General features: G+C 38.3%; 23 protein-coding genes. 11 read left to right on the top strand and 12 right to left on the bottom strand.

Annotation, left to right across the window (positions count from 1 at the left end):
* Positions 1 to 232: 232 nt before the first annotated feature.
* From EYS08_RS15535 to EYS08_RS15520, 4 genes are all read left to right on the top strand, one after another.
* On the top strand, positions 233 to 1,513 hold the full coding sequence (locus EYS08_RS15535; RefSeq protein ID WP_131030895.1) for a sugar isomerase: 1,281 nt from the start codon (positions 233 to 235) through the stop codon (positions 1,511 to 1,513).
* A 14-nt stretch (positions 1,514 to 1,527) separates the two neighbouring features.
* Positions 1,528 to 2,913 carry an FGGY-family carbohydrate kinase gene (locus EYS08_RS15530; RefSeq protein ID WP_131030894.1) on the top strand — a complete coding sequence of 462 codons (1,386 nt, stop codon included), beginning with the start codon at positions 1,528 to 1,530 and terminating at the stop codon, positions 2,911 to 2,913.
* A gap of 42 nt (positions 2,914 to 2,955) precedes the next feature.
* Complete coding sequence (locus tag EYS08_RS15525; protein ID WP_131030893.1) at positions 2,956 to 3,987, top strand: GntR family transcriptional regulator; 1,032 nt, start codon at positions 2,956 to 2,958, stop codon at positions 3,985 to 3,987.
* Between the two features lie 211 nt (positions 3,988 to 4,198).
* Positions 4,199 to 7,585: a DEAD/DEAH box helicase gene (locus EYS08_RS15520; RefSeq protein ID WP_131030892.1), complete on the top strand. Its 3,387-nt coding sequence runs from the start codon at positions 4,199 to 4,201 to the stop codon at positions 7,583 to 7,585.
* A 154-nt stretch (positions 7,586 to 7,739) separates the two neighbouring features.
* On the opposite strand, the gene EYS08_RS15515 is transcribed toward EYS08_RS15520, so the two are convergent.
* The 4 genes from EYS08_RS15515 to EYS08_RS15500 form a co-directional block, all read right to left on the bottom strand.
* Positions 7,740 to 8,588, bottom strand: a complete 849-nt coding sequence (locus tag EYS08_RS15515; RefSeq protein ID WP_131030891.1) for a Rossmann-fold NAD(P)-binding domain-containing protein — start codon at positions 8,586 to 8,588, stop codon at positions 7,740 to 7,742.
* Between the two features lie 8 nt (positions 8,589 to 8,596).
* A complete protein-coding gene (locus EYS08_RS15510; RefSeq protein WP_165456478.1) occupies positions 8,597 to 9,529 on the bottom strand; it encodes an NAD-dependent epimerase/dehydratase family protein in 933 nt (310 codons plus the stop codon).
* A gap of 73 nt (positions 9,530 to 9,602) precedes the next feature.
* Positions 9,603 to 10,208, bottom strand: coding sequence for a Crp/Fnr family transcriptional regulator (locus EYS08_RS15505; RefSeq protein WP_131030889.1), 606 nt, complete (start codon positions 10,206 to 10,208; stop codon positions 9,603 to 9,605).
* 48 nt (positions 10,209 to 10,256) lie between these two features.
* Positions 10,257 to 10,838, bottom strand: coding sequence for a thymidine kinase (locus EYS08_RS15500; RefSeq protein ID WP_051691820.1), 582 nt, complete (start codon positions 10,836 to 10,838; stop codon positions 10,257 to 10,259).
* Positions 10,839 to 10,975: 137 nt separating this feature from the next.
* Here EYS08_RS15500 and EYS08_RS15495 point away from each other — a divergent pair, with 137 nt between their 5' ends.
* Entirely contained in the window at positions 10,976 to 11,287 is a 312-nt protein-coding gene (locus EYS08_RS15495) for a hypothetical protein (RefSeq protein WP_131030888.1), read from the top strand.
* Between the two features lie 116 nt (positions 11,288 to 11,403).
* Here the strand turns inward: EYS08_RS15495 and EYS08_RS15490 are convergent, their stop codons facing one another.
* Entirely contained in the window at positions 11,404 to 11,862 is a 459-nt protein-coding gene (locus EYS08_RS15490; RefSeq protein ID WP_131030887.1) for a hypothetical protein, read from the bottom strand.
* 200 nt (positions 11,863 to 12,062) lie between these two features.
* Here EYS08_RS15490 and EYS08_RS15485 point away from each other — a divergent pair, with 200 nt between their 5' ends.
* Positions 12,063 to 13,253, top strand: a complete 1,191-nt coding sequence (locus tag EYS08_RS15485; RefSeq protein ID WP_131030886.1) for a hypothetical protein — start codon at positions 12,063 to 12,065, stop codon at positions 13,251 to 13,253.
* A 651-nt stretch (positions 13,254 to 13,904) separates the two neighbouring features.
* Here the strand turns inward: EYS08_RS15485 and rodA are convergent.
* The 7 genes from rodA to purN form a co-directional block, all read right to left on the bottom strand.
* Positions 13,905 to 15,167 (bottom strand): rod shape-determining protein RodA, encoded by a 1,263-nt coding sequence (gene rodA, locus EYS08_RS15480; RefSeq protein ID WP_131030885.1) that lies wholly within the window; start codon positions 15,165 to 15,167, stop codon positions 13,905 to 13,907.
* A gap of 1 nt (position 15,168) precedes the next feature.
* On the bottom strand, positions 15,169 to 17,178 hold the full coding sequence (gene mrdA, locus EYS08_RS15475; RefSeq protein ID WP_131030884.1) for a penicillin-binding protein 2: 2,010 nt from the start codon (positions 17,176 to 17,178) through the stop codon (positions 15,169 to 15,171).
* On the bottom strand, positions 17,178 to 17,693 hold the full coding sequence (locus tag EYS08_RS15470; RefSeq protein WP_029277298.1) for a hypothetical protein: 516 nt from the start codon (positions 17,691 to 17,693) through the stop codon (positions 17,178 to 17,180). Before EYS08_RS15470 ends, mrdA begins: the two co-directional genes overlap by 1 nt.
* The gene (gene mreC, locus EYS08_RS15465; protein WP_131030883.1) at positions 17,686 to 18,525 is read right to left on the bottom strand and encodes a rod shape-determining protein MreC; all 840 of its coding nucleotides are present in this window, start codon (positions 18,523 to 18,525) and stop codon (positions 17,686 to 17,688) included. The genes EYS08_RS15470 and mreC overlap by 8 nt, the downstream gene beginning before the upstream one ends.
* A gap of 95 nt (positions 18,526 to 18,620) precedes the next feature.
* Positions 18,621 to 19,643, bottom strand: coding sequence for a rod shape-determining protein (locus EYS08_RS15460; protein ID WP_010601761.1), 1,023 nt, complete (start codon positions 19,641 to 19,643; stop codon positions 18,621 to 18,623).
* 347 nt (positions 19,644 to 19,990) lie between these two features.
* Positions 19,991 to 21,517: a bifunctional phosphoribosylaminoimidazolecarboxamide formyltransferase/IMP cyclohydrolase gene (gene purH, locus EYS08_RS15455; protein WP_131030882.1), complete on the bottom strand. Its 1,527-nt coding sequence runs from the start codon at positions 21,515 to 21,517 to the stop codon at positions 19,991 to 19,993.
* Between the two features lie 172 nt (positions 21,518 to 21,689).
* Positions 21,690 to 22,268 carry a phosphoribosylglycinamide formyltransferase gene (gene purN, locus EYS08_RS15450; protein ID WP_131030881.1) on the bottom strand — a complete coding sequence of 193 codons (579 nt, stop codon included), beginning with the start codon at positions 22,266 to 22,268 and terminating at the stop codon, positions 21,690 to 21,692.
* 242 nt (positions 22,269 to 22,510) lie between these two features.
* Here purN and rpsT point away from each other — a divergent pair, with 242 nt between their 5' ends.
* The 5 genes from rpsT to EYS08_RS15430 all read left to right on the top strand — a co-directional run bounded on the left by rpsT (position 22,511) and on the right by EYS08_RS15430 (position 25,239).
* Positions 22,511 to 22,765, top strand: coding sequence for a 30S ribosomal protein S20 (gene rpsT / locus EYS08_RS15445; protein WP_029277289.1), 255 nt, complete (start codon positions 22,511 to 22,513; stop codon positions 22,763 to 22,765).
* Positions 22,766 to 22,837: 72 nt separating this feature from the next.
* Positions 22,838 to 23,101 (top strand): UPF0758 domain-containing protein, encoded by a 264-nt coding sequence (locus tag EYS08_RS26535; RefSeq protein WP_317130084.1) that lies wholly within the window; start codon positions 22,838 to 22,840, stop codon positions 23,099 to 23,101.
* A gap of 56 nt (positions 23,102 to 23,157) precedes the next feature.
* Complete coding sequence (locus EYS08_RS26530; RefSeq protein ID WP_317130085.1) at positions 23,158 to 23,496, top strand: JAB domain-containing protein; 339 nt, start codon at positions 23,158 to 23,160, stop codon at positions 23,494 to 23,496.
* A gap of 144 nt (positions 23,497 to 23,640) precedes the next feature.
* The gene (locus EYS08_RS15435; protein ID WP_131030880.1) at positions 23,641 to 24,477 is read left to right on the top strand and encodes an endonuclease/exonuclease/phosphatase family protein; all 837 of its coding nucleotides are present in this window, start codon (positions 23,641 to 23,643) and stop codon (positions 24,475 to 24,477) included.
* Positions 24,478 to 24,480: 3 nt separating this feature from the next.
* Positions 24,481 to 25,239, top strand: coding sequence for a prolipoprotein diacylglyceryl transferase (locus tag EYS08_RS15430; protein WP_131030879.1), 759 nt, complete (start codon positions 24,481 to 24,483; stop codon positions 25,237 to 25,239).
* The last annotated feature ends 4 nt before the right edge of the window (positions 25,240 to 25,243 follow it).

The raw sequence follows: 25,243 nt of genomic DNA, 5'->3' as shown, positions 1-25,243 counted from the left end.
GATACAAAATCCGTGTTTATCTGTGTAAATCTGTGGCTAAAAAAAGTAGTCTGTTGAGACATGGACTAAAGCGGACAAATTGAGTTTTAGTGGGTTGTTTAATCGGTCTGTGCCTTGCGCAGATCGAAAATGACTTTAATTTTTTTTTATAATCGTCCTCGTTTGAAACGGCGATGAGCGAGAATGGCGATTGTATCGCCGCAATGATTAACCTAATAAACCAAATATTCTTATGAATATCGAGCAGAACCAGATAGAAAAACATAACGACTCCCTTTTAACCTCGCATCAGCGCAAACTTTCTTTTTTAAAAGAAGATTGGGCGCACGTTGATGTAGAAAGCGTAATCCAGAAATTGGTTGATTTTCAGATTGCCATTCCAAGCTGGGCTTTAGGTACAGGTGGAACACGTTTTGGCCGCTTTGCCATTACTGGCGGTGAACCACGTACCATTGAAGAAAAAATTGAAGATGTTGGTCTGCTTCATGCCCTTAACGGTGCAAGTGGCGCAATTTCGCTTCACATCCCTTGGGATATCCCTCAAAATGCAGAAGCGTTAAAAACTTTGGCATCTGGCTATGGTTTAAAATTCGATGCCATGAACTCAAATACCTTTCAAGATCAGAAAGGTTCTGCACATAGCTATAAATTTGGTTCGTTACAGAATGTAAATAAAGACATCCGTAAACAGGCAATTGAACATAATATCGAGGTAATTAAACACGGTATTGCGCTTGGGTCTGATGCATTAACTGTTTGGCTAGCCGATGGTTCTTGTTTCCCTGGTCAGCTTAATTTCCGCAAAGCTTTCGAAAATACATTAGAAAGCCTGCAAGAAATTTATTCAGCACTGCCAGAAGATTGGAAAATGTTTGTGGAGTACAAAGCCTTTGAACCTAATTTTTATTCAACTACGGTTGGAGACTGGGGACAATCACTGTTATATGCGGGCAAACTGGGTAAAAAAGCTTATACTTTGGTTGATTTAGGTCACCACTTGCCTAATGCAAACATCGAGCAGATTGTTGCTTTATTGTTAATGGAAGGAAAATTGGGTGGTTTCCACTTTAATGATTCTAAATACGGCGATGATGATTTAACTGCGGGAAGTATTAAACCTTACCAATTGTTCCTGATTTTTAACGAGCTGGTAGAAGGTATGGATGCAAAAGGGATGAACCATGCAAAAGATTTAGGTTGGATGATCGATGCTTCACACAATGTGAAAGACCCATTAGAGGATTTATTACAATCAGTGGAAGCCATTATGATTGCCTACGCACAGGCTTTATTGGTTGATAGAAAAGCATTAAACGAAGCGCAGAACAACAACGACGTAGCCAAAGCACAGGAAATTTTACAAAATACTTTCCGGAGCGATTTAAGGGCTTTAGTAGCCGAAGCCAGATTAAGGGCCGGAGCAGCTTTATCACCAATCGATTTATACCGCGGTTTAGAAGTTAGAAATAAGTTAGTTAATCACCGCGGAAATACTGTTGCCACAGGTTTGTAAATAGAGAAATAGAAATGCCTAAACCTGTTATTGCCATATTTGATGTTGGGAAAACGAATAAAAAACTGTTTCTGATTGATGAAAACTACAGTATTGTTTACGAACGGTCTGCACGTTTTGTAGAAACAGTTGATGAGGATGGCGAACCATGCGAAAATCTCGAAAGCCTGCGTTCATCAGTTTACGATTCGCTGCATCAGGTTTTGCAGTTGAAAGAGTTCGATGTTAAGGCCATAAACTTTTCTACTTATGGTGCCAGTTTTGTTTATCTCGATGAAAACGGAGATCCCCTAACACCACTTTATAACTATTTAAAAGAATACCCCGAAGCGCTTAAAAAAGCTTTTTATGCAAAATATGGAGGTGAGGAGAAGATTTCGTTAGAAACGGCCTCGCCAATTTTGGGCAGCTTAAATTCAGGGATGCAATTGTATCGCCTGAAAAACGAAAAGCCCGAAATATTTAAAAAAGTGAAGTGGGCTTTACACCTGCCTCAATATTTAAGTTATTTAATTACGGGTAAGGCCGTGGCCGATATTACCAGTATAGGCTGCCATACCCAGCTTTGGGATTTCAATAAAAGTGAATACCACAACTGGGTTACTGCCGAAAAAATCGACAAGAAATTTGGTGCATTTACCCCTGCAGATTCCAGCCTGAAAACTAGTTTTGAAGGGAATGACATAAAAGTTGGAGTTGGCCTACATGATAGTTCTGCAGCGCTGATTCCTTATCTGGCGAATTTTAACACACCTTTTGTACTCATTTCAACAGGAACCTGGTGCATCAGTTTAAACCCTTTTAACCAGGAACCATTAACTGCTGAAGAACTTAAACAGGATTGCCTGTGTTACATGCATTTTAAAGGCAAGGCGGTTAAGGCTTCGCGTATTTTTGCAGGTTATGAGCACGAGGTACAGCTTAAGCGCATAGCAGAACATTTCGATCGTGCGGCCTATCTGTTTAAACATTTGAAGTTTAACCCTTCAATGATTTTGAAACTGGCCAATAAAATTCCGGAAAACCAACAGGAACAACAGGGCTTTTCAGCAAATTCTGCTTTCCCGGAGCGCGATCTGAATCTCTTTCAAACAGCAGAAGAAGCCTATCATCAATTGATTTTTGATCTGATCAAACAGCAGATTTACTCGTTAAAGCTGATTTTAAATGCAGGCGTGAAAAGAATTTTCGTAGATGGTGGTTTTGGTAAAAATGCGATTTATATGCACCTGCTAGCTACTTCTATCCCGGATATTGAGGTTTATGCCTCTTCAGTTTCGCAGGCTACGGCAATAGGAACGGCTTTAGCGATAAATGATGCCTGGAACGAAAATCCGGCACCAACGGATATGATCCAGTTAAAATACTATTCTGCCATACAACGTACATTAGATTTTTAGGAATTTCCTTATATTAGAATTTCCTATATCAATATAACCATTTTGAAACCAGAAGATTTAATCCCCTACATTAACGTCGACGAGTATTCGTCGACGCCAAAATACAAGCAGCTAACCAATGCTATTTTGGCCGCAATTGAAAGTGGTAAACTTCTGAAAAATAGTTTATTGCCCTCAATAAACGAGCTGAGTTTCAGCCTGGAAATGTCTAGAGATACCGCCGAAAAAGGTTACCGTAACCTTCGGAAACTGGGGGTGGTAGATTCTGTACCAGGAAAGGGTTATTTCATTATCAATACCGATTTCTCGCGTAAACTAAAAGTCTGTCTGCTTTTTAATAAACTCAGTACGCACAAAAAAATCATTTACGATTCATTTACAAAAACATTGGGCGAGCGTGCTGCGATAGATTTTTATATCTACAACAACGATTTCGCACTGTTTAAAAAAATGATTGTTACCAAACGTGATGATTATTCGCACTTTGTAATTATTCCACATTTTTTAGAAGGAGGAGAAAATGCACACGAAATTATCAATACCATTCCCAAAGAAAAGTTAGTCATTCTTGATAAATTGTTGCCAGGCGTAACAGGCGATTATGCTGCGGCTTATGAAAACTTTGCACAGGATATTTACGCGGCTTTAGAACAGGCTTTAGACCGGCTTTCTCATTACCGGACCTTAAAAATTATCTTCCCAAAAAACAGCTATTTTCCGCACGAAATACTAACTGGTTTTTATAGGTTCTGCCAGCAATATGCTTTTGATCATAAAGTAATCCATAACATTAAAGACGAAGAAATTAATCCTGGTGAGGTGTACATTAACCTGATGGAAGATGACCTGGTAACCCTCATTGAACGTTTAATTGCCCAAAAACTTAAAATCGGGAAAGATGTTGGTGTAATTTCTTATAACGAAACACCTTTAAAAAAGATTATTTTGGATGGGATTACTACCATTTCAACTGATTTTAGCGAATTGGGTGCTCAAGCTGCTGAATTTATTCTCAACGGAAAAACTGAAAAGATAGCAGTGCCTTTTTATTTGAACTTGCGTAAATCGCTTTAAAATAGGAGGCTCGTCATTTCGAGCGCAGCCGAGAAATCTATTAGTACAGCTCATAGATCTCTCCGTTTCGCTGTGCTCCAGGAGATGACAACACTACAATGGAACTCATCAATATTAAAGTTACTTAATTAATTGTGCATAAAAACCTAAAAAGAGGTTTTAGCTAAAACTTATTAATGATTACTTTTATCACTTAGCTATTTTAGTTTAAATGAGTGAACAGGTAACCGCGCATCCAGTATCAGAACAAAATCCTTACGATTATATCTTAAAAGATTTTAACCTGAAAAATCTGAGCCAGATTGTTATCCTCAAACATTTAAGCGGATTAATCCATACTGATGTTAAGGGCTTTTACCAGCTGTTTCCGGAGCAGATTGAAATCGATTTTGCAGCCTTTAGTGATGAGGCCTCTGGATTACCCTTCCCAATTGTTCAGGTACAGCAGCACTCAAACTCCGTAAAACTTTCTTGTCGTTGTGCCACGCCGAAGCATAAACTTTGCGAACATCAGGCAAGGGTTTTATACAATATTCTTCAACGCCAGGATCTGCTTATTTTCTTTGATAGTAACCTGCGGAAGCAAAAGCTTTTAAAAATAGCAGTTGACTATGGTTTAGAAAAGGAAGAAAACCTCGATCTTCTTTTTAACCTGAGCTACGAAACTGGTCAGGTTGAAATCAAGCCAAAAATGGATGCCCTCCAGCCATTCAATAAAGAAGCCCAGCAAAATTTACAGGAACTTTTACTTCCGGCAACTAAAGCTAAAACAAGAGTACAGGCTAAAAACGACCAGGGTAAAATGATCCTGGTTTTTGGGCAACACCGCTATTACAACAATTTAACAGTAGAGTTATTTGAGGCTGATACTACTAAAAGTGGTAAGGTTAAAAATCCGATAAAAGGCATCAATCCGGCTGATTTCTTGTTTAAAACAAATGATAATAATCAGATAAAGTTTTATAGCGGCATTACCACTTTTCAACAGAATTACAATAGCGATCAAAGCGAGGCGGAGATCGAAGCCTTAAAAGCGATCGTTAAAAACCCTGAACAGATCCCTTTTTACCTGCAGGATAGTAGGCAATCTGTCGCTATTCAAGCGTCGACCATTACAGCAGTTGATGTTCATTTATTAGAAGTAGACCTGCGTCTTTCGGTAAACCAACGTGATGATTATTACGAAATTACCGGGCGGCTGATCATTGAGGGGAAATCTTACGAGCTGGACAACCTGGTATTGGTGCACCAGTATTTTGTTAAACTTAAAGATCAGCTATACTTAATTGGCAGACTCGATTTTCTACGCGTAATCGGCTTTTTCAAAAAGCAGAGCAACAGATTAATCCTGCACAAAATAAAGTATCCCGAGTTTCAAAAGGTTATTTTGGTACCTTTAGAGGGGAGTATCCATGTCGATTATTCTTATTTGAAACCTGCTACCAAAAGCCAGATCGAAGAAAAAGGTTTTGATCTCGAAAATGAACAATTGATCTACCTGTCAGAATCTGAAGATTATATTCTCCTTACGCCGGTAATGCGCTATGGCAATTTAGAAATACCTGTACTGTCTAAAAAACAGATCCAGGCGCAGGATAAATTAGGAAACCTTTTTACCTTGCACCGTGATGAAAAGGCTGAGCTTCAGTTTATCGGAAATGTATTGAAACAGCATCCTTATTTCTACGATCAGGAAACCAACGATTCTTTTTACCTGCATCGCAAACGGTTTCTGGAAGAAGCCTGGTTTCTAGAAGCTTTTGAGGTATGGCGGAATAAAGGCATTCATATTTTAGGTTTCAACCAACTAAAAAACAATAAACTGAGCGAATTTCAGGCTAAAATTAATATCGAGGTTTTAAGTGGGACAGATTGGTTCGAAACTAAAGTAAAAGTGAAGTTTGGCAAACAACAGGTTGCGTTGAAGCATCTGCATAAATCGATCAGGAACAAAAGTAAGTTTGTAACGCTTGATGATGGAACCCAGGGCATATTACCTCATGAATGGATCGAAAAATTTGCCGCTTATTTTAGTGCAGGTGAAGTAACCGAAGATACCATTCTTACGCCAAAAATTAAGTTTGCTTCTATAAACGAGCTTTATGAAGATGCTTTATTGGATGGTGATGTAAAGAACGAATTGAAACTTTACAAACAGAAATTTGAAGGGACAGATTCGATTCAGGAAGTGGAAGTACCAAAAGGTTTAACAGCAACTTTACGCCATTACCAGAAAGACGGCTTAAACTGGCTCAATTTTTTGGATGATTTTAACTTTGGTTCTTGTTTGGCTGATGATATGGGACTGGGTAAAACCATTCAGGTTTTGGCTTTCATTTTATCACAGCGCGAAAAAGTAAAACACAATACAAATCTGGTCGTGGTTCCGGCTTCGTTAATATTTAACTGGAAGGCCGAAGTAGAGAAGTTTGCACCATCTATAAAGGTAAAAACCATTTATGCTGGCGAACGTACCAAAACAACTGATACTTTCGATGATTACGAAATCATTTTAACCTCTTACGGAACGCTGCTTTCTGATATCCGTTTTTTAAAAGATTATCGCTTTAACTATATCTTTTTAGATGAATCGCAGCTGATCAAAAACCCAGATTCGCAACGTTATAAAGCGGTTCGGATGCTGCAATCGAGGAATAAAGTAACCATGACGGGAACGCCGATAGAGAACAATACCTTTGATTTGTACGGGCAGCTGTCATTCGCTTGTCCGGGTTTGTTTGGCAGTAAACAGCAGTTTGCCGATTTATATTCAACCCCGATCGACCAGTTTAAGGATAGTAGAAGGGCAGAAGAGCTTCAAAGAAAAATAAGGCCATTTATTCTCCGCAGGACAAAAGAACAGGTGGCGAAAGAACTTCCTGATAAAACGGAAATTGTACTGTATTGTGAAATGGGAGTGGAGCAGCGTGAAGTGTACGAAGCGAACAAAAAGGAAATTCAAGATTTTATTCTGGGCAAACAGGAAGATGAGCTGCCTAAAAGTTCGATGCATGTGCTGAAAAGTATTACCACTTTAAGACAGATCTGCAATTCGGCGGCATTATTGGCTGATGGAAAATCGTATTTACAGGCTTCTTCAAAAATTGATGTATTGATGGAGCAGATTGAAAGCAAAGCCGGAAAACATAAAATCCTGGTTTTTTCTCAGTTTGTAACCATGCTGGATCTGATTAAAAAGCAATTGGAAAACCGTGGCATTAAATACGAATATCTTACCGGGCAAACCCGTAAAAGAGCCGAAGTAGTTAGCTCATTTCAACAAAACGCCGATATTCCGGTTTTCCTGATCAGTTTAAAGGCCGGAGGAACAGGATTGAACCTTACCGGAGCCGATTATGTTTACCTGGTAGACCCATGGTGGAACCCTGCGGTAGAAAACCAGGCTATAGATCGGGCATATCGGATTGGCCAGCATAAAAATGTGATGGCTGTGCGTTTAATCTGCCCTGATACCATTGAAGAGAAAATTATGAAACTTCAGGCCACGAAAAAAGACCTGGTTAAGGATCTGATCCAGACTGATGGAAGTTTATTTAAAAACTTGACCAAGAAAGAGTTATTGGGTCTGCTGAGTTAAGTCATCCGCGGTGTAAATAAAGAGATCAACGTGGATTTCAAAAATCGGTCGTTATTCCCACGCAGGTGGAAATTTTAAAGCTTATTGCATTACGATTCCCAATCAAGTTGGGAATGACGCTGCAAGTTAAATGCACCTCCGCTAAGGCGAGCATTTAAATCCCAACCTCAAACTTATAACCCAAAAATTCTGGCACATTAATACTCTCTACAATTTTCCAATCTTTCTTCTCTGCAATAAAATCAGGTGCTGCAAGCCCCGTGCTTTTAGCCGCATTAGTATAAAATTCCATTTTTGCAGGATGGTTTGGCGAACAGGCATTGTAAGTTCTGCCGAATGCCTGTTTTTCTAAAAGTTTAATTGCAATCCCTACAGCATCTGTTTGGTGAATTAAGTTTACAGGAGCTAAACCATTCGGCACATTACTTTTTCCAGCAAAGAATCTCCCTGGGTTACGGTCAGGGCCAATTAAGCCTGCAAAGCGGATCACGGTGCAGTTTTCGGGGAGTAGTTGCTTAAATAGAATTTCTGCAGCTAAAACGACTTTTCCTGAATCCGTATCGGGATGTGGCTCGCTGGTTTCATTTACTATTTTGTTTTCATCAGCGTGAACACTCGTCGAACTGATCAACACCACATGCTTCGATTTGTCTTTCGCAGCAGTCAAAATTGAATTGATCTTTTGGGGGTAATCAAGAAGTTCAGTCGAATTGCGCTTTGGCGGAATACAGATAAACAAGGTATCGGCCTCAAAAAATCTTGGATCAGCCACAACCGCTTCCGCCGTAAAGTTGACTAAAAATGGCTGTATATTTTCGACCTGAAGTATTGCTAGTTTCCCCTGACTTGTGGTAGAACCCTTAACGGTATAATTTGAGCCGATCAGTTTTTTGGCTAAAGCCAGCCCGAACCAGCCACAGCCTAAAATTGATACGGTTTTATGTGTTGTATTATCTGAAATCATTTGCGCTAAAGATAAATAGTTAGCTTTATAATTTGCCATGATTCATGTCAATTCTGCTTTTTATACATGGTTTTCGATAGCTTTAAAATACCATCATAATAAGGTGTAGGTTTGAAATTGAATGCCTTTTCAAATTTGGTAGAATCGAAATGATAATCATGATCATACTGGTAGTACATTTCTACAGTGCCCGCAACTACCTTTTTAAATAAACCTACTAAGCGTAGCATCAGTTTATTAATGATTGAGTATTGAGGCTTGGTTTCATAAATCTTTGCAGCCATTTCTATAAAAGCTTTTCCTTTTAAAGGAGCTGCAGTGGGTAGGTGCCATATCAGGTTGCCAGAATCAGGTGTTTGTCCTAACAGAAATAAAGCTTTTCCAGCATCTTCAATATAAGTAAAACTGTGTAGCGTATTCGGGTCTCCGATCCATTGGGCCCTATTCTTCTTGGCAAATTTATCGAGCACCATCATGTCAAAGAAGCTGTTCATCGAATCTGCGCCGTAAAAATCTGCAGCTCGGGCAATGGTTACATTTATATTGCCCGCTTTCGATTCGTTCATTAATTGTTCGGCTACTTTTGCCCTTACTTCTCCTTTTAAACTACATGGATGGTAGGGTGTATCTTCCGTCATTGGGCCGTTTACTAGCCCATACATATAAACATTATCAAAAAATATTAACCTTGCGTCAGTACGTTTAGTTAAGTTAATCACATTTTGAATAATAACCGGCCACTGTTGCTGCCATATTTTGGCATCGTAAACCAAACCAGCGCACAGGTATATTACTTTCGAACCTTCGGCCGCTGCAAAAAGTTCAACTTCATTTAATAGGTCGGCCTTAACCCAGCTTACATTTGGGTTGCTTGTAGAAATTGGTTTTCGGCTAACTAATCTAATGGTTTCGTTAGTATTGGTTAATTCTCTTGTTAGTGCGTTTGCTGTTGGTCCGCCGGCGCCAAGTATAGTGTGCATATCTTCGTTTTTGATTAGTTCAAAGTTATGCGGCATTAAACCATAAAAACGTTAACAAAAGATAAGGATTAACTTAATCCTTTAAAATGAGTGTGCGTTTACGGATACGCGAGAGTGAAACAGGGGTGATACCTAAAAAATTGGCGATATAGTGCTGTGGAACGCGCTGAAAAATATCTTTTGCAGTTTTTTCAATCTCAGTATAGCGCTCTTCGGGGCTTTGGGTAACAAAAGCATTAAGGCGGTCTTCAAAACAGCAGATGTAATATTCAGCAACCAGATGGCCAAACCGTTCCATTTTCAGCGCCAGCACGGGGTGGTTTAACATTTTCTGAAGATCAGCGTAAGCAATAAGAACAAGTTGGGTTTCCTCCAAGGCCTGAATAAAGTTTATACTCGGTACCCTTCTTACAAAGCTTTTATAGGCACTTACCAGCTCGTTTTCAAAACAAAAATAACCTGTAATTTCCTGTCCGTCTTTAACATGATAATGCCTTACAGCACCCTGGATAATAAAGGCAATATAATCGCATACTTTTCCTTCAGTTACAAAATGTTCCTTTTTCTTTAGGCTAGAAAAACTTAGGTACTGAGTTAAGATTTCCCATTCGCTTTCTTCGAAAGTTACGAATTTTGCTAAACCAGTTTTAAAAGCATTAATTTTAAATTGTTTATCCATATCAATATTTAAGTGCAGCTTAAAGCTACAGATTAATCAAGAATGGTGTTATCCCTTGCCGAGATTATAGCAAGCCCTGCATCGTGGCTCATAACTTTCCTTTTCACCCAATAAAACGGTTGCTTCATCAGCAACGGTTCGGTAACTGTAAAGGGCAGGGTTTCCACAACAAACACAAACGGCATTTACTTTGGTAACATGTTCGGCAATGGCCATTAAGGCTGGCATAGGGCCAAAGGGTTTACCCGTAAAATCCATATCAAGGCCTGCAACAATAACGCGTATGCCTTTAAGGGCGAGTTTGTTGCAAACATCAGGCAGTTCATCATCAAAAAACTGAGCTTCATCTATACCAACCACCTGTGTATTGGTACCAAGCAGTAAAATGGCCGAAGCGCTATCAACGGGGGTAGAGTTTATCGAGTTTAAATCGTGCGAAACAACAGCAGTTTCATGGTAGCGGGTATCGGTGCGGGGTTTAAAAATTTCGACATTCAGTTTAGCAATCTGGGCTCTTTTTAACCTGCGGATCAGCTCTTCCGTTTTACCAGAAAACATAGAGCCACATACCACTTCTATACTTCCCGAAAATTCGCCCCTTCTTCTAAAATTTTGTTCGCTAAATAACATGCCTGTTTTTTTATTCCCCTATGTCCGTTCTATAATTTTTAAACCGAACAAATATGAGAATTTTGTAATCAAAAAAAGTTAAAAATAAAGACTCATGACTTTTAAAAGCCAATTTTACGTGCAAAGCTCCTTTCTGTGTGGGAATTAGCCTTTATTTTTTTCTAAAAAAAATCAAAATAATTAAAAAGGCAATAACGGGCGTTGTGAATATCGCTAGTAATAGTGAACTCCAGAATCCTAAAGAAGTGTTTTTTCCAAAATTGGCTACCGACCAGAAAATCAATATACCCAGTAAAAGTATTAAGATTTCAGGTATACCAAACATGATTGCGCAAGTTGTTGAGAGCATAGTTGTTTTTTGTTTTATTAATAAACTTAGTAAAAATACATCATTTCATAAATATGATTTAGCGGTAATTTCGGTTTTGTTCCTAACAGATTTAGAATAAAGACCAAATAAAACATTAGAAAATTAAATTTAAAGAGGTTACTAATATGAGGTAATCTCAATGGAAGCCAAAAATCATAGAATCGTTGGTGTATTTTTAGTTATTCCCAATTCACTTTAAGGTTTTTTTATACTCAATTGTATCAAACTCAAATTAAGTATTTCTTTTCCCTGCTTAACGGTGTCTGTAACAAAAAGAATCTGACTGTCATTCCTATAGCCGGTTACTCCTTTATCCTTTACCTCTTGAACGAAACCCTTTGATTTTGCCTCTTTAACAATGGACTCTAACTCATTTCTATTAGTAGTGGTATATAAGCATGCATTAGAGGTAGACAGATCGGCTATACGATACGAGCTTGTATCATTTTGCCCAATATGTTTATAGGTTAAGTTAATAGAGTCGCCTTTTTTAAATTCGTAACCTAGTTTTTTGAAGTATGGTGTTTTTAACGCTGGCTTTAACTTTAGTGTCTCTTGAAGGATTGCCAAGCTAGGAAAGGTCTTCTGTTTAGTATCTGAACAGGAAGTGGCCAAAACTAAGCTTGAAATGATGAGGGCGTATTTAAATTTCATATTACTAATATAATAATTTGATCATATATTGAATCGGTGACTGAGCAATTAAACATTCTTTATAAATTTTCTGTTATAATAAACAGAACTACTTAATTATGCTTTTTATAATATTACCGAATGAAATTAAATGAGAATTATATGTTATTTTTGAACACATAGTTACCAACATAAATCGACTAAAAATTCGTTTTAATTTTATGATGAACCAACAGGATATTTTCAGAAAGATCGGCAGCATTTTAACAGAATTAAATGAGCAATATCAGTTTCTAGCTCAAAACCCTCAGCAATTAAACGATTTGGAACTTGAGCTTTTTCTGGCCAATGCCCATTTCCTTTCCGATCATGTTAATATTGTCAAAAAATTAAATACTATAGTTGAAAATAAGACTGCTGAGCCAGGGAATCATGCTTTGTTGGCAGAACAGAACACTATTATCTTACCTGAAGCTGAAAAAAGCTATGCGGAAGAGGAGGAGAGTTTTGAACCTCAGGAACTGGAAGAAGTGGCTACCGCCCAGGAAGAAGAAGAACGTGTAGATGTAAAGCCTGAGCAGGAAGTGCTGGATGATGAAAATATTGAAGAAGAAAAAGCAGCCTCGCTTTTGAATAAAGATTTCTTTAAGCCCGACCAGGATGACCATACTTTTGAATTTGTATTGGGTACACACGATGAAAACGATCAGTTTGATTATGAAGCGAAATCTGTTGAAGAAATTTTCGATCGTCCTTTAAGTAAAGAAGAGGCCGAAATTTTAGCGCGTAAAAAGATAATTCACCAAAAGGAAGAAACTTTATCTGTTCAGGAAGAGCCTGTGCCAACTGAAGAGGATGAAATTGGTCCTGAACCTTTTTTAATTCCGCAGGAAGAAGAGGAAGAACCTTTAGTAATTGCCGAAGAAGAACCTGTTGCAGTTGTTAAAGAAGTGGAACCGGTTGCTGCGCCAAGTGAGCCTATCGAGGTACTGAAAGATGTGAAGCTGGATGATCCCATTATTTCACCACATGTTGAACAGGAGCGCCCTTTATTTAAGCCTGAAGCTGTTCCGGTAAAACCAGCTCCACAACCAGATGCCGCTAAACCTGCACCAAGTTTAAATGATCTGCTTGCCAAAACAAATGGTAAAAGTGATGAGCCTGTTAAAGCACCTATCGCCGATTTAAAGCAGGCGATTAGTTTAAATGAAAAGTTACTTTTTATCAAAGATCTTTTTAATGGGTATAATCTGGCCTATTCGGAAGTAATTGATATCATAAATAAGATGAGCAGTTTCGAAGCGGCAGATGGTTTTCTTCAGAATAATTATGCGGCAAAAAATAACTGGGCCAATAAACAGGCGACGGTTGATCAGTTTTACGAGTTGTTGAACCGAAGGTTTAGCAAATAGAACGGTAGCGATAGGCGCTTGGCGGTTTGTCGAATGGTGTTACTTCGCGCGTGGTCATACTGATCCGATAGCTATAGGATTTGTTTTACTGCGTAGCTTTCCGCTTCGCTACAGGTCAGTATCTATCATGCATCGTCCTCGTTTGTCACAAAGTGACTCCTTTGGAATAACGAGGATGGACGAGATTGGCATTGGTAATGCCTTATAAAAGTCTATTCAGAATCTCTCATTTATATTCCAGATCCCGAACATTTGGAATAGGATGACGCATGTCCTTTGACATCAACAATTAAATTTTGTAAATGGTTAGGAAATGATTGTTCAGCATTTCATTGGTGCTGTAGTCCCACCATCACTTCAATCTTTTTGTAAATTTATCTTTAATAAAAAATACGATTTTTCCCAAAAAGGATTTCCGTTAAGTTGGGTTTATTAATGCAAAACAGTAACACAGAACTGCCCACCTAAACCCGATAAAAGCAAACTCAAGATCGTCCTCGTTTGTCACAAAGTGATTCCTTTGGAATAACGGGGATGAATGAAATTGACATTTGTAATGCCGGTTAAAATTTATTCAGGATCACTCATTTAGATCCTGAAATAAATTTAGGATGACGCGTCTCGGTTGATATATCGACTCCAGACTTAGGACTAAATAAATCCCATCCGGTTAGAATCCAGCTTTAAAAAGATGAACAGTAAGATCGTAAAACTCCATAACGACGATCCTCCGTAACTAATTAAGGGCAACGGGATTCCAATTACGGGAATAATGCCAATGGTCATTCCAATATTAATAAAAATGTGGAAAAAGAGAATACAAGCTACGCTATAGCCATACACCCTAGAGAATGTAGATCGTTGCCTTTCTGCTAAATTAACCAATCGGAGTAGCAGGAACATATACAAACCTATCACTACAGAACAGCCCATAAATCCCCATTCTTCGCCGATGGTAGAAAAGATGAAATCGGTGCTTTGCTCAGGTACATAACCATATTTAGTTTGTGTGCCCTGTAAAAATCCACGGCCGGTTCCCTGACCTGAGCCTATAGCAATCTGCGATTGAATTACATTATAACCTGCACCTTTATTATCGGTTTTAAGCCCTAACATTAATTCGATACGGCTACGTTGGTGAGGAGCTAAAACTTTTTCGTAGGCAATTTTTATTAAAAACAGATAGCCAATAGCGAAAATGGTTACCAAAATAGTAGAGAAGATTATTTTTTGTTTTCTTCTGTTATTGTAAATGAAAAGACCGGCAATTGTGGTAATAATGATGATCAAGATATAGGTAGGCACCAAGAAATCGGCAATAAAGAGCACAATCATTCCCAAAAATATCAATAGAAAGTAACCTGATAAACCTTCGCGGTACAACGGGAACATAAATGCAAGAAACACCAATGCTGAACCAGTATCGGGCTGAAGCATAATTAATAATAGCGGTGCGCCCACGATTAATCCAGCAATCATGATTGATTTAACATCGCGGAATTTAGGGTTAAATGCGCCTACATATCTTGCAAGAAGCAAGGCTGTGCCAAACTTGGCAAATTCGGCAGGTTGAAGTTTAAAAGAGCCTATTGCAATCCATGCCTGGTTCCCGGCCACCTTATTCCCAATTACCAATACGGCCATTAACAACAATAATGTGCCGCCATAAATAAAGGGCGAGAAGACATTGAAAAGCCTCCCATCAAACAATAAAATAGATAAGCCTAAAATTAAACCAGTGATGATATAAATGAGCTGTTTGCCATAAAGCGTGCTAAAGCCAAACACAGCGGTTTGCTCTGGTGGAACAGAAGCATAAATATTGATAAAACCAATAGCGCATAAGGCAATATAGATTAAAACAGTAATCCAATCTACATTAAAGAAAAAACGGTTTCCCTGTTGCTGCTGCATTTTATTTCTGGATTACAGGTTTATCGGTTATTGCTGTTTTTAATTCTTTAGGTTTTGTCGTAACCGTTTGTTTTATCGTTGCCGATTTAATTCTCAAACTATCTTTTATCCTTTTGGTTGAATCTGCTTTTTTAAGCAACAGACTATCTGCCTTCGTTAATTTGATCTTTTTTGTTTTGTCGATTAATAAAGGAAGCAGGTTTTGATTCTTCATCCACTCTACCTGAGCAGCTCTTCCACCACTAACACTACCTTTCAGATATTTTTCGATCATATAACTGGCTATCGGCGCTGCGTATGTACTACCAAAACCCGCATTTTCTACAATTACGGCGATGGCAATTTTCGGATTATCCCTAGGCGCAAAGCCTATAAATACAGAGTGGTTTTTGCCATGCGGATTTTGTACCGTTCCTGTTTTTCCGCAAAGTACTATATCAGGAATCCGTGACAGTATGGCGGTTCCCCAGCTGCTGTTTACCGCATCCTGCATACCATCAATCACAGGTTCGAAATGTCTGGCATCTACCCCTACATAATTTTTAACTACATATTCTTTTTTAACCAGATTTTTATCACCTATACCTTTAATTAAGTGAGGTTTAATGTAATAACCACGGTTAGCAATAATAGCCATGGCATTTGCCATTTGTAATGGGGTAGCGGTAATCTCACCCTGACCAATAGCCTGCGAAATTACATTGGTGTACCCCCATCTTTTGCCATAAATTTTATCGTAGTGGTCTGCGGTATAAAAATAGCCTTTTCTTTCATAGGGCATATCAATGTCGAGCTTTGATCCAAAACCAAACTTGGCCACCTTATCACGCCATTCCTGATAGGTTTGTCTTTGGTTTTTCATCCCGTTTTTGGTAATCAGCTTCTGAAAAACATAACAAAAGTAAGTGTTGCAGGAACGGGCAATACCTCTTCTCAGCGAAATGGAACCATCAAAGTGTTCGCATTTAATTTTTCTATTTCCAGCCTGATAATAGTGCGGACAAAAGAATGTGGTATTGGGATCTATTACGCCTTCTTGTAATCCGATTAGCGCATCAACTGGCTTAAATGACGATCCTGGGGGATAGTAACCCATTATTGGCCTTACTAAAGATGGGCGGTATGGATTACCCACAATAAATTCCATGTAATTGTTCCCTTGGTTTCTGCCAACCAAAAGATTTGGATCATATCCCGGACTGCTTACCAATGAAAGAATTTCTCCGGTAGCGGGTTCGATAGCTACAATTGCCCCAACCTTGTTCATCATCAATTCCTCACCGAGTTTTTGAATCCGCATATCAATCCCTGAGATCAATCTTTCTCCCGAAACCGCGTTTACATCATATTTACCATTAGCATAACTTCCTTGTGGGGTATTGTGCGCATCGTATACCGTATTAATTACACCTTTTTCGCCCCTTAAAGTTTCTTCATAAGAAAACTCTAAACCACTTTTACCCTTATAATCGCCAGGTTTGTAAAAGCCTTCAGATTTTTCGATATCGGTGGGGCTTACTTCTTTTACATAGCCAAATAATTGCCCGCCAACACTATCCGGATAATGTCTGATGGTTCTGTCTTGTGTTCTAAAGCCCGGAAAACGGTAAAGTGTTTCCTGAAGGCGGGCATAACTTTGAACAGAAATCTGTTTGAGGAAAGGGGTAGCCTGATAACTCGATTTTCCCCTTGCTTTTTTAAGGTTTTTCCGAACATCCTCAAAAGTAATGTCTAAAGCTTGTGCAAGTGCCAGGGTATCAAAAGGTTTTACTTCATTTGGCGTAACCATTAAGTCGTACACAGGTTCATTTTGTACAATTACCTTCATGTTCCGGTCTAGAATGGCACCTCGGGCAGGGTACTTATAGATTTTGCGTAAAACATTACTCTCCGCAGAAACGAAAGCCGCATCGCTAATAATCTGGATATAAAATAACTTCCCCAATAAAATCAGGGCGATTACAATAAATAATCCTTGAACGATATATTTTCGGTTAAATAATTGATCCATTAGCGTGGTGTTCTTCTATAGAATATAAACTCTACCAATAAAATAATAAGCAGTGTAAAGATACAACTTAAGCCGCATCTCATTAAGGTATAACCAATTTCGGTTAGCCTAAATGTTTCTAAAAAGAACAGCACCAGGTGGTGTGCAACAACGCAAAGAAAAGCATAAAGTGAAAACCATTGGAAACCCATATAACTTAACGATGGTTCTGGGTCGTCAATTGCGTCCCGGTTTAAACTTATCGATATAAAGGAAATCCTTACAAAAGCCAATACCACGCAAGCCGTAGCATGTACGCCCATAGTATCGTAAAAAGCATCGAGTGTTAAACCTGTCCCAAAAGCCAATAAGTACAGCAAAATATTGGGGATCCCGAATGGAAGCAAGAGCAAAAACAGCACATAGATAAATGGTGTGGAAAGATCATAAAAGCCCATATTTTTGAGCAGGAAGATCTGCACAAAAAGGAGTAAAAACCACCTGATCACATTTACAATTATGATTCTACTATTCATTCGGTTTAACTAAGCTTTCCAAAGCCTTTTGCTCTTCGGCTTTTTTATCTTTAACCACATATACATATTGCAATGTGCTAAAATCTGTAAATAAATTCAATTCTCCTGATAAGAAATTATCATTGGTAGCTACATTTGCCTTGCTGATTTTTCCGACTAAAATTCCGGCAGGAAAAGACCCGTAACCCGAAGTAATAACACTATCGCCAACATACATTTTAATGTGGTTGGGTACCTCTTTAACAAATGCCTTTTTAATATCGAAATTTCCGTCGCCCCAAACCAGTGAGCCGAAAACATGATTCTTTTTCAAGGTTACACTAATCTTAGTGTCTTTATGCAATAGCGATTGAATGGTTGCTAAATGTGCAGAAACGTCACGAATAAAACCAACCACTCCGCGTTGAGGCGCAATAACGGCCATGCCGCTTTTAATGCCGTCAACAGTACCTTTATTAATAGTCATTACGTTATTGCGTAAAGTGATCGAATTTTTAACCACTTTGGCAGCCAAGTAAGTGTATTGTTGATTGGTAACCGTATCTACTACTTTAACATCTTTGGTCGTATCTACCGTAGTTAATCCCAGCAACTGGCTTTTAAGCTTGGCATTTTCGGCCGCAAGGCTATCGTTAACCATGCCCAAGTTTAAGTATCGTTTAAAAACATTTAACCTTTCGTATGCGGTACCCACTACCTCATTGCTTGAGTTTAAAGTTACGCTACGCTGATAGGAGTTATTTTTCACCGTTAGATAGATCCCTACGATAAAAAAAATGATAAATAAAAAAAATGCGTTATATCTGCTGATGAAAATCCAAAGGTTACGCATTTGAGTTTGGAGTTAAAAGATTGGAGTTGGGAGTTAAAAGTTTGGCGTATGAGTGGAAAACTCCAAGCTCACAACTCCAAACCCCAAGCTAAAGGTTATTGCATTAAGAATTTATATCCGCCAATGTTTTTAAGGGCGATGCCGGTACCACGAACTACTGCACGAAGCGGATCTTCTGCAACGTGAACAGGTAATTTGGTTTTAGCAGCTACACGCTTATCTAAACCTCTTAACAATGCACCACCACCGGTTAAATAAATACCAGTTTGGTAAATATCTGCCGAAAGCTCTGGAGGGGTAATCTCTAAAGCTTTTAAAATTGCTTCTTCAATTTTAGAGATCGATTTATCTAAACAGTGTGCAATTTCGGTATAAGAAACCGTGATCTGCTTTGGTACACCAGTCATTAAATCGCGACCTTGAACTGCAAAATCGGCAGGGGCATCCTGAAGTTCAGGTAAAGCTGCACCAACTTCAATTTTAATTTTTTCAGCAGTACGGTCACCAATCATAATGTTGTGCTGACGGCGGATGTAGTTTACAATATCAGAGTCGAAGTTATCTCCTGCAACGCGGATAGATTGATCGCACACGATACCTGATAAAGCGATAACCGCAATTTCTGTTGTACCCCCACCTATATCGATAATCATGTTACCCATTGGCTCTTCCACATCAATCCCGATACCTACGGCTGCTGCCATCGGCTCATGAATTAGGTATACCTCTTTTGCCCCGGCAATTTCAGCTGAATCGCGTACTGCACGTTTTTCTACTTCGGTAATACCAGATGGAATACAGATTACCATACGTAAAGATGGGAACATCCATCCTTTACCGCCATTAAGCATACGGATCATGCCTTTAATCATCGCTTCAGCAGCGTTGAAATCGGCAATTACACCATCTTTTAACGGGCGAACGGTTTTAATATTATCGTGGGTTTTACCCTCCATTTGCATTGCCTGACGACCTATAGCAATGACTTTGTTTGTAGTACGATCGAAAGCAACAATAGATGGCTCATCTACAACTACTTTGTCGTTATGTATAATCAGGGTATTCGCAGTGCCTAAATCGATGGCAACTTCTTGCGTAAACCAGTTAAATAATCCCATGTATAAGGTATGTTTTCTTTATTTTATCAAATCTATACTATTCCTAATGTAAAAATAGCTTTTTTATTGTTTTAAGTTTTATTTTCTTCAGTTATTAAATTGTTTTTAAGGCAATTAAAATGTTCAGAAAACAAAAACCTATAATTCTTGGGTTAAAGCAGTCTTACTATCCGTTGAATCCGATGAAAAAATCGGAACTACTGCAGTCGGGTTAGGTTACCTGGGGCCTGCTTTTCAAATTTCTGCCCCCTCCAAAGGGGGAGGCCACTCAAAGTTTCACCCGCATGGTGCATTTGTGCAGGCGGCAGACAAAACCTTCAGCCTTTAACCCTCAACCTTCTACCTTTCTAGTGTTTAAAGTGTCTTATCCCAGTGGTTACCATTGCAATACCTTTTTCGTTTGCTTTCGCTACAGAATCAGCATCTTTAATCGATCCGCCTGGTTGCAGCACAGCTGTAATTCCGGCTTGGGCAGCAATTTCAACACAATCAGGGAAAGGAAAGAAAGCATCAGATGCCATTGCCGCACCTTTAATACTGAACCCGAAAGCCGCTGCTTTTTCAATCGCTTGTCTCAAGGCATCAACACGCGAAGTTTGACCAACGCCACTTGCAATTAAAACATCATCCTTAACCAAAACAATGGTGTTCGATTTAGTATGTTTTACAATTTTGTTGGCAAAGAACAAATCTTTTAACTCTTGTTCAGTTGGTGCTTTATCGGTTACGGTTGTCATTTGCTCAGGGCCTTCGATAATTAAGTCTTTATCCTGCTCAATTACACCGTTTAATAAGGTTTTAAATTGTTTTTTGCTCAACTCAATCTCGTTACGTTGTAAAATAACGCGGTTTTTCTTTTTGCTGAATAAATCAATCGCTTCTGCTTGGTAAGAAGGTGCAATTAATACTTCAAAGAAAAGATGGTTGATTTCCTGAGCCGTTTCTAAGTCTACCGCAACATTGGTAATCAATACACCACCAAAAGCAGAAACCGGATCGCAGGCCAATGCATCAGTCCAGGCTTGTTTAACAGTAGGACGGGAAGCAATACCGCAAGCGTTTGTATGTTTTAAGATTGCAAAAGTTGGATCTTCAAATTCGTCGATTAAAGCAACGGCTGCATCTACATCAACCAAATTGTTATAAGAAAGTTCTTTACCGTTCAATTTGGTAAACATGGCATCTAAATCGCCATAAAATACACCACCTTGATGAGGGTTTTCGCCATACCGCAACGTTTTAGCTTCTGTTACACTTTGTTTGAAAACATCAAGCGGTTCTTCTGTATTGAAGTAATTAAAAATTGCAGTATCGTAGTGCGAAGACGTGTGAAACGCTGTTTTAGCAAACGATTTACGTTGTGCTAAAGTAGTTTCACCATTTTGCGCTTCTAATTGGGCCTGTAAAGTAGGATAGTCGTTTTTCGATGCGATAATTACCACATCGTTGAAGTTTTTCGCGGCTGCACGGATTAAGGAAATACCACCGATGTCTATTTTCTCAATAATTTCTTCTGGTGTTCCGCCTGCTTTTACAGTTTCTTCAAATGGATATAAGTCAACAATAACCAGGTCAATCTCTGGGATTTCATATTCAGCAATCTGCTCCTGGTCGCCAGCTAATGCTCTACGGTTTAAAATTCCACCAAATACTTTCGGGTGTAGGGTTTTAACACGTCCGCCTAAAATAGATGGATAGCCTGTTAAATCTTCGACCGCCGTAACCGGAAGGTTTAAATCTTTGATGAATTGTTCTGTACCACCGGTCGAAAATAATTGTACCCCTTGCGCGGCCAACAATTTTACCAATGGCTCCAAACCATCTTTATAATATACTGAGATTAAAGCGTTTTTGATTTTAATGGATTGACTCATTCTACTGAAAATTTTGAGCCGCAAAGGTAGTAAAACAGGATTGTTTTTTAATGAGATTTACCTATCAATATTAAATTTTATTCCACTATATATAATAAGGTATATTCATTTGTCAGGTAAGCTGTTCTAAAGCCCAATTAAATAGCCTTATTAACCAGTTTTACTTTGCAGTTTATTTACTGATCTTTTTTACAATGGTTTCTACAATACGTGGGTAATGTTGGTGCTCGAGCTGCTGACCTTTAAACTTTACCATTTCCAGGTTATCGTTTTTGTCTATTCGGTACCTGGCCTGATAAATATACTCTCCTTCATCATAGTTTTCATTAACATAATGAATGGTTATTCCGCCTTCAGTTTCGCCGGCGGCCATAACGGCATTGTGTACATGGTCTCCATACATGCCTTTACCGCCAAATTTTGGAAGGATCGCCGGATGGATATTTACAATTCTGCCTGGGTAAGCATGGATCAGGTTTTTAGGGATTAGCCAGAGAAAACCCGCAAGCACAACAAAATCGATTTCAAGATTTTTGAGCAGGTCTATTACTTCCTCGGTTTTATAGAACTCGTTTTTGTCGAAAATATGAGTGGGGATTTCGAAATTATCAGCCCGCTGTAATACATAGGCATCGGCATTGTTGGTTAATACCAAAGATATTTCTATTTCATTACTCCGTTTAAAATGCTCCATCAGTTTTTGGGCATTGGAGCCAGAACCTGATGCAAAGATGGCTATTCGTTTTTTCACTCAAAAATCGTTTTGCCCAAAAATAGTATTTTTAAGCCTGTTTTCTTAATCGAAAGGAAATTTTATTGAATTAAGTTAAAGTATTTATAATGAATAATTTTAACGTATTTTTGCAGTTCGGAAATAGGGTTCAATTTAAATGAAAAAAAAGTTGAAAGTGTTTTGTAATTTAAAAACATTAATCCTATATTTGCAACCCGAATTATAGGAAACGAATAAGAAAAATAAAAGGCTAAATAGAAATGGCAAATCATAAATCTTCATTAAAAAGAATTAGAGCAAACGCAACAAAACGTTTACGTAACAGATATCAGGCAAAAACTACACGTACCTTTATTAAAAGATTACGTGCTGCAGAAGATAAAAAATCTGCATCTGATTTATTGCCTAAAGTAATCTCTATGTTAGATCGTTTAGCTAAAAAGAATATTATCCACAAAAACAAAGCGGCTAATAACAAATCAAAATTAACGAAATTCGTTAACGGTTTAAAATAAGCCAATTTTTTTACGATATTAGTAAAGGCATCCTAACCAAAAGTTAGGATGCCTTTTTTTTGTCTTAAAAAAATGGAAAACTACGAACAGAAACTAGGTATAAAGTTATGGGCTGAAGAAGATCGCCCCCGTGAAAAACTTTTATTACACGGCCGAAGACATTTAACAGATGCCGAACTGATTGCTATTTTAATTGGCTCGGGAAGTAAAAATGAAACCGCTGTGGATTTAAGTAAAAGGATTTTGTCGTTTTACGATAACAGTTTAACAAAACTGGGAAAGCTTCTATTCTGGATCTTTCCAGGTTTAGAGGTATTGGAGAAGCCAAAGCATTAACTATAATTGCCGCTTTAGAGCTTGGTTTGCGGTGAAAGGAAACTGCTGAAGAGGCCATTACCCATGTTACTACTTCTAACGATGTTTATAAATATTTACATCAAACTTTCGCTAATCTCAATCACGAAGAGTTCTGGATATTACTCCTAAACAGATCTAACCGGGTAATAGGTAAATTTTTGATCAGTAAAGGCGGGCAGGCGGGTACGGTAGCCGATCCGAAAATTATTTTTAAAACAGCTTTGGAAAACAATGCCGCAAATATTGTATTGGCACATAACCATCCTTCAGGAAGTTTAAAACCCAGTGAGAGCGACGATAACTTGACCAGAAATATGGTTGCTTCAGGAAATTTGCTTAGTCTGTATGGTAGATCACCTGATTTTTGCCAATAACCGTTACTAAAGTTATCGAGATGAAGATTTAATTTAAAAGATATTGGGTTGTTAAAGTACAATTAACGTTAAATTAGTATAATAGCGGCTTAAAATTAAATATTACTGGTTAACCAGCGTTAATTAAATTGTGTAAATATATTTATGAATACTTTAAAAATCATCCCTGTTTTTCTTTTGTTAACCGTTATGGCATTTGCGCAAAAAACGGCAGTCCCTATTAATATTATTACTTACAATATCCGTTTAAATGTAGCATCTGATGGTGTTAATGCCTGGCCTAACCGGAAAGATAATGTTAAAGCCCTGGTGAAATTTCATGATGCTGATATTCTTTGCGTACAGGAAGCCTTACCAGAACAGTTTGATGCGCTTCTGGAGAATTCCAATTTCGATGTAGTGGGTGTTGGTCGTGAGGATGGTAAAAGAAAAGGCGAATTTTCTGCCGTTTATTTTGATAAAAACAGGTTCACTAAAAAGGATGGCGGAACTTTTTGGCTGTCAGAAACACCAGATGTTCCATCAAAAGGTTGGGATGCCGCACTTAACCGGATATGCAGCTGGGTTAAGTTGTACGATAAGCAGAATAAAAAAGAGTTTATCGTTTTTAACACACATTACGATCATATTGGGGTTCGGGCGAGGATCGAATCAGCTAAATTGCTTAAACGCAAAATACAGCAGATTGCACCATCGTTACCGGTTGTTTTTACAGGTGACTTAAACGTAACGCCGGAAACAGAAGCTATTGCTACCATAAAATCTTTTCTGATCGATGCAAAAGATATTTCTGTAGAGCCTCCATATGGCCCGACAGGTACTTTTAATGCTTTTGATTTTAACAGCGACCTCAAAAACAGGATCGATTACATTTTTGTAAACAAAGGTTTTAAAGTGCAGAAATTTGCCGTATTGACTGACAGTAAGGATAAAAGGTATTATTCTGATCATTTACCTGTTTTTTGCAGGCTTTGGTTTTAATAAATGCTGTTAAAATCTCTGTTTCCCTTTCAATTCGAGCTTTTTGGTAACCAATACCATTATCACTATATTTTCGAAACACTGGCATTTATAATTGGTGTTAGGTTGTATTATTTCTATAAAAAAGGAATTAAAGACCCGATATCTGATGAAAACAGGCTGTGGATTATGCTGGGCGCCATGCTTGGGGCATTAATTGGCTCGCGTGTAATTGCTGTGCTCGAAACGCCCGAAGTACTCCACCACCTTAGTTTTTCAGTTCTTTATCAAAGTAAAACCATTGTTGGCGGTTTGCTTGGTGGTTTGTTCGGTGTTGAATTGATAAAAAAGATAATAGGTGTGACTACCGCCTCCGGAGATATCTATGTTATCCCGATTTTGGTTGCCCTTATTATTGGCCGTATCGGTTGCTTTTCCATGGGGATCGACGAGCCAACCTACGGCATCCCTACCCATTTTTTTACTGGTATGGATTTGGGCGATGGTGTATTGCGGCATCCCATCATGCTATACGAAATGGTTTACCTCATACTTCTGATTTTTTTGTTCAGTTGCTTGAAAAATAAGATATTGATCAATGGAGACCGTTTTAAATTATTTATGGTATTGTATTTCCTGTTCCGTTTTTGGGTAGAATTTATAAAGCCTTACCATTCATTATTTTTAAATTTAAGCAGCATTCATTGGTCTGCATTGTTTATTTTTATTTATTATTATAGATTCATCATCAGAATTTCGAAACAGATTTTACATAAACAGTAAACAT

The sequence above is a fragment of the Pedobacter kyonggii genome (genome assembly GCF_004310665.1).
Lineage (GTDB): Bacteria > Bacteroidota > Bacteroidia > Sphingobacteriales > Sphingobacteriaceae > Pedobacter > Pedobacter kyonggii.
This window is presented reverse-complemented; position numbering and strand designations above follow the sequence as displayed.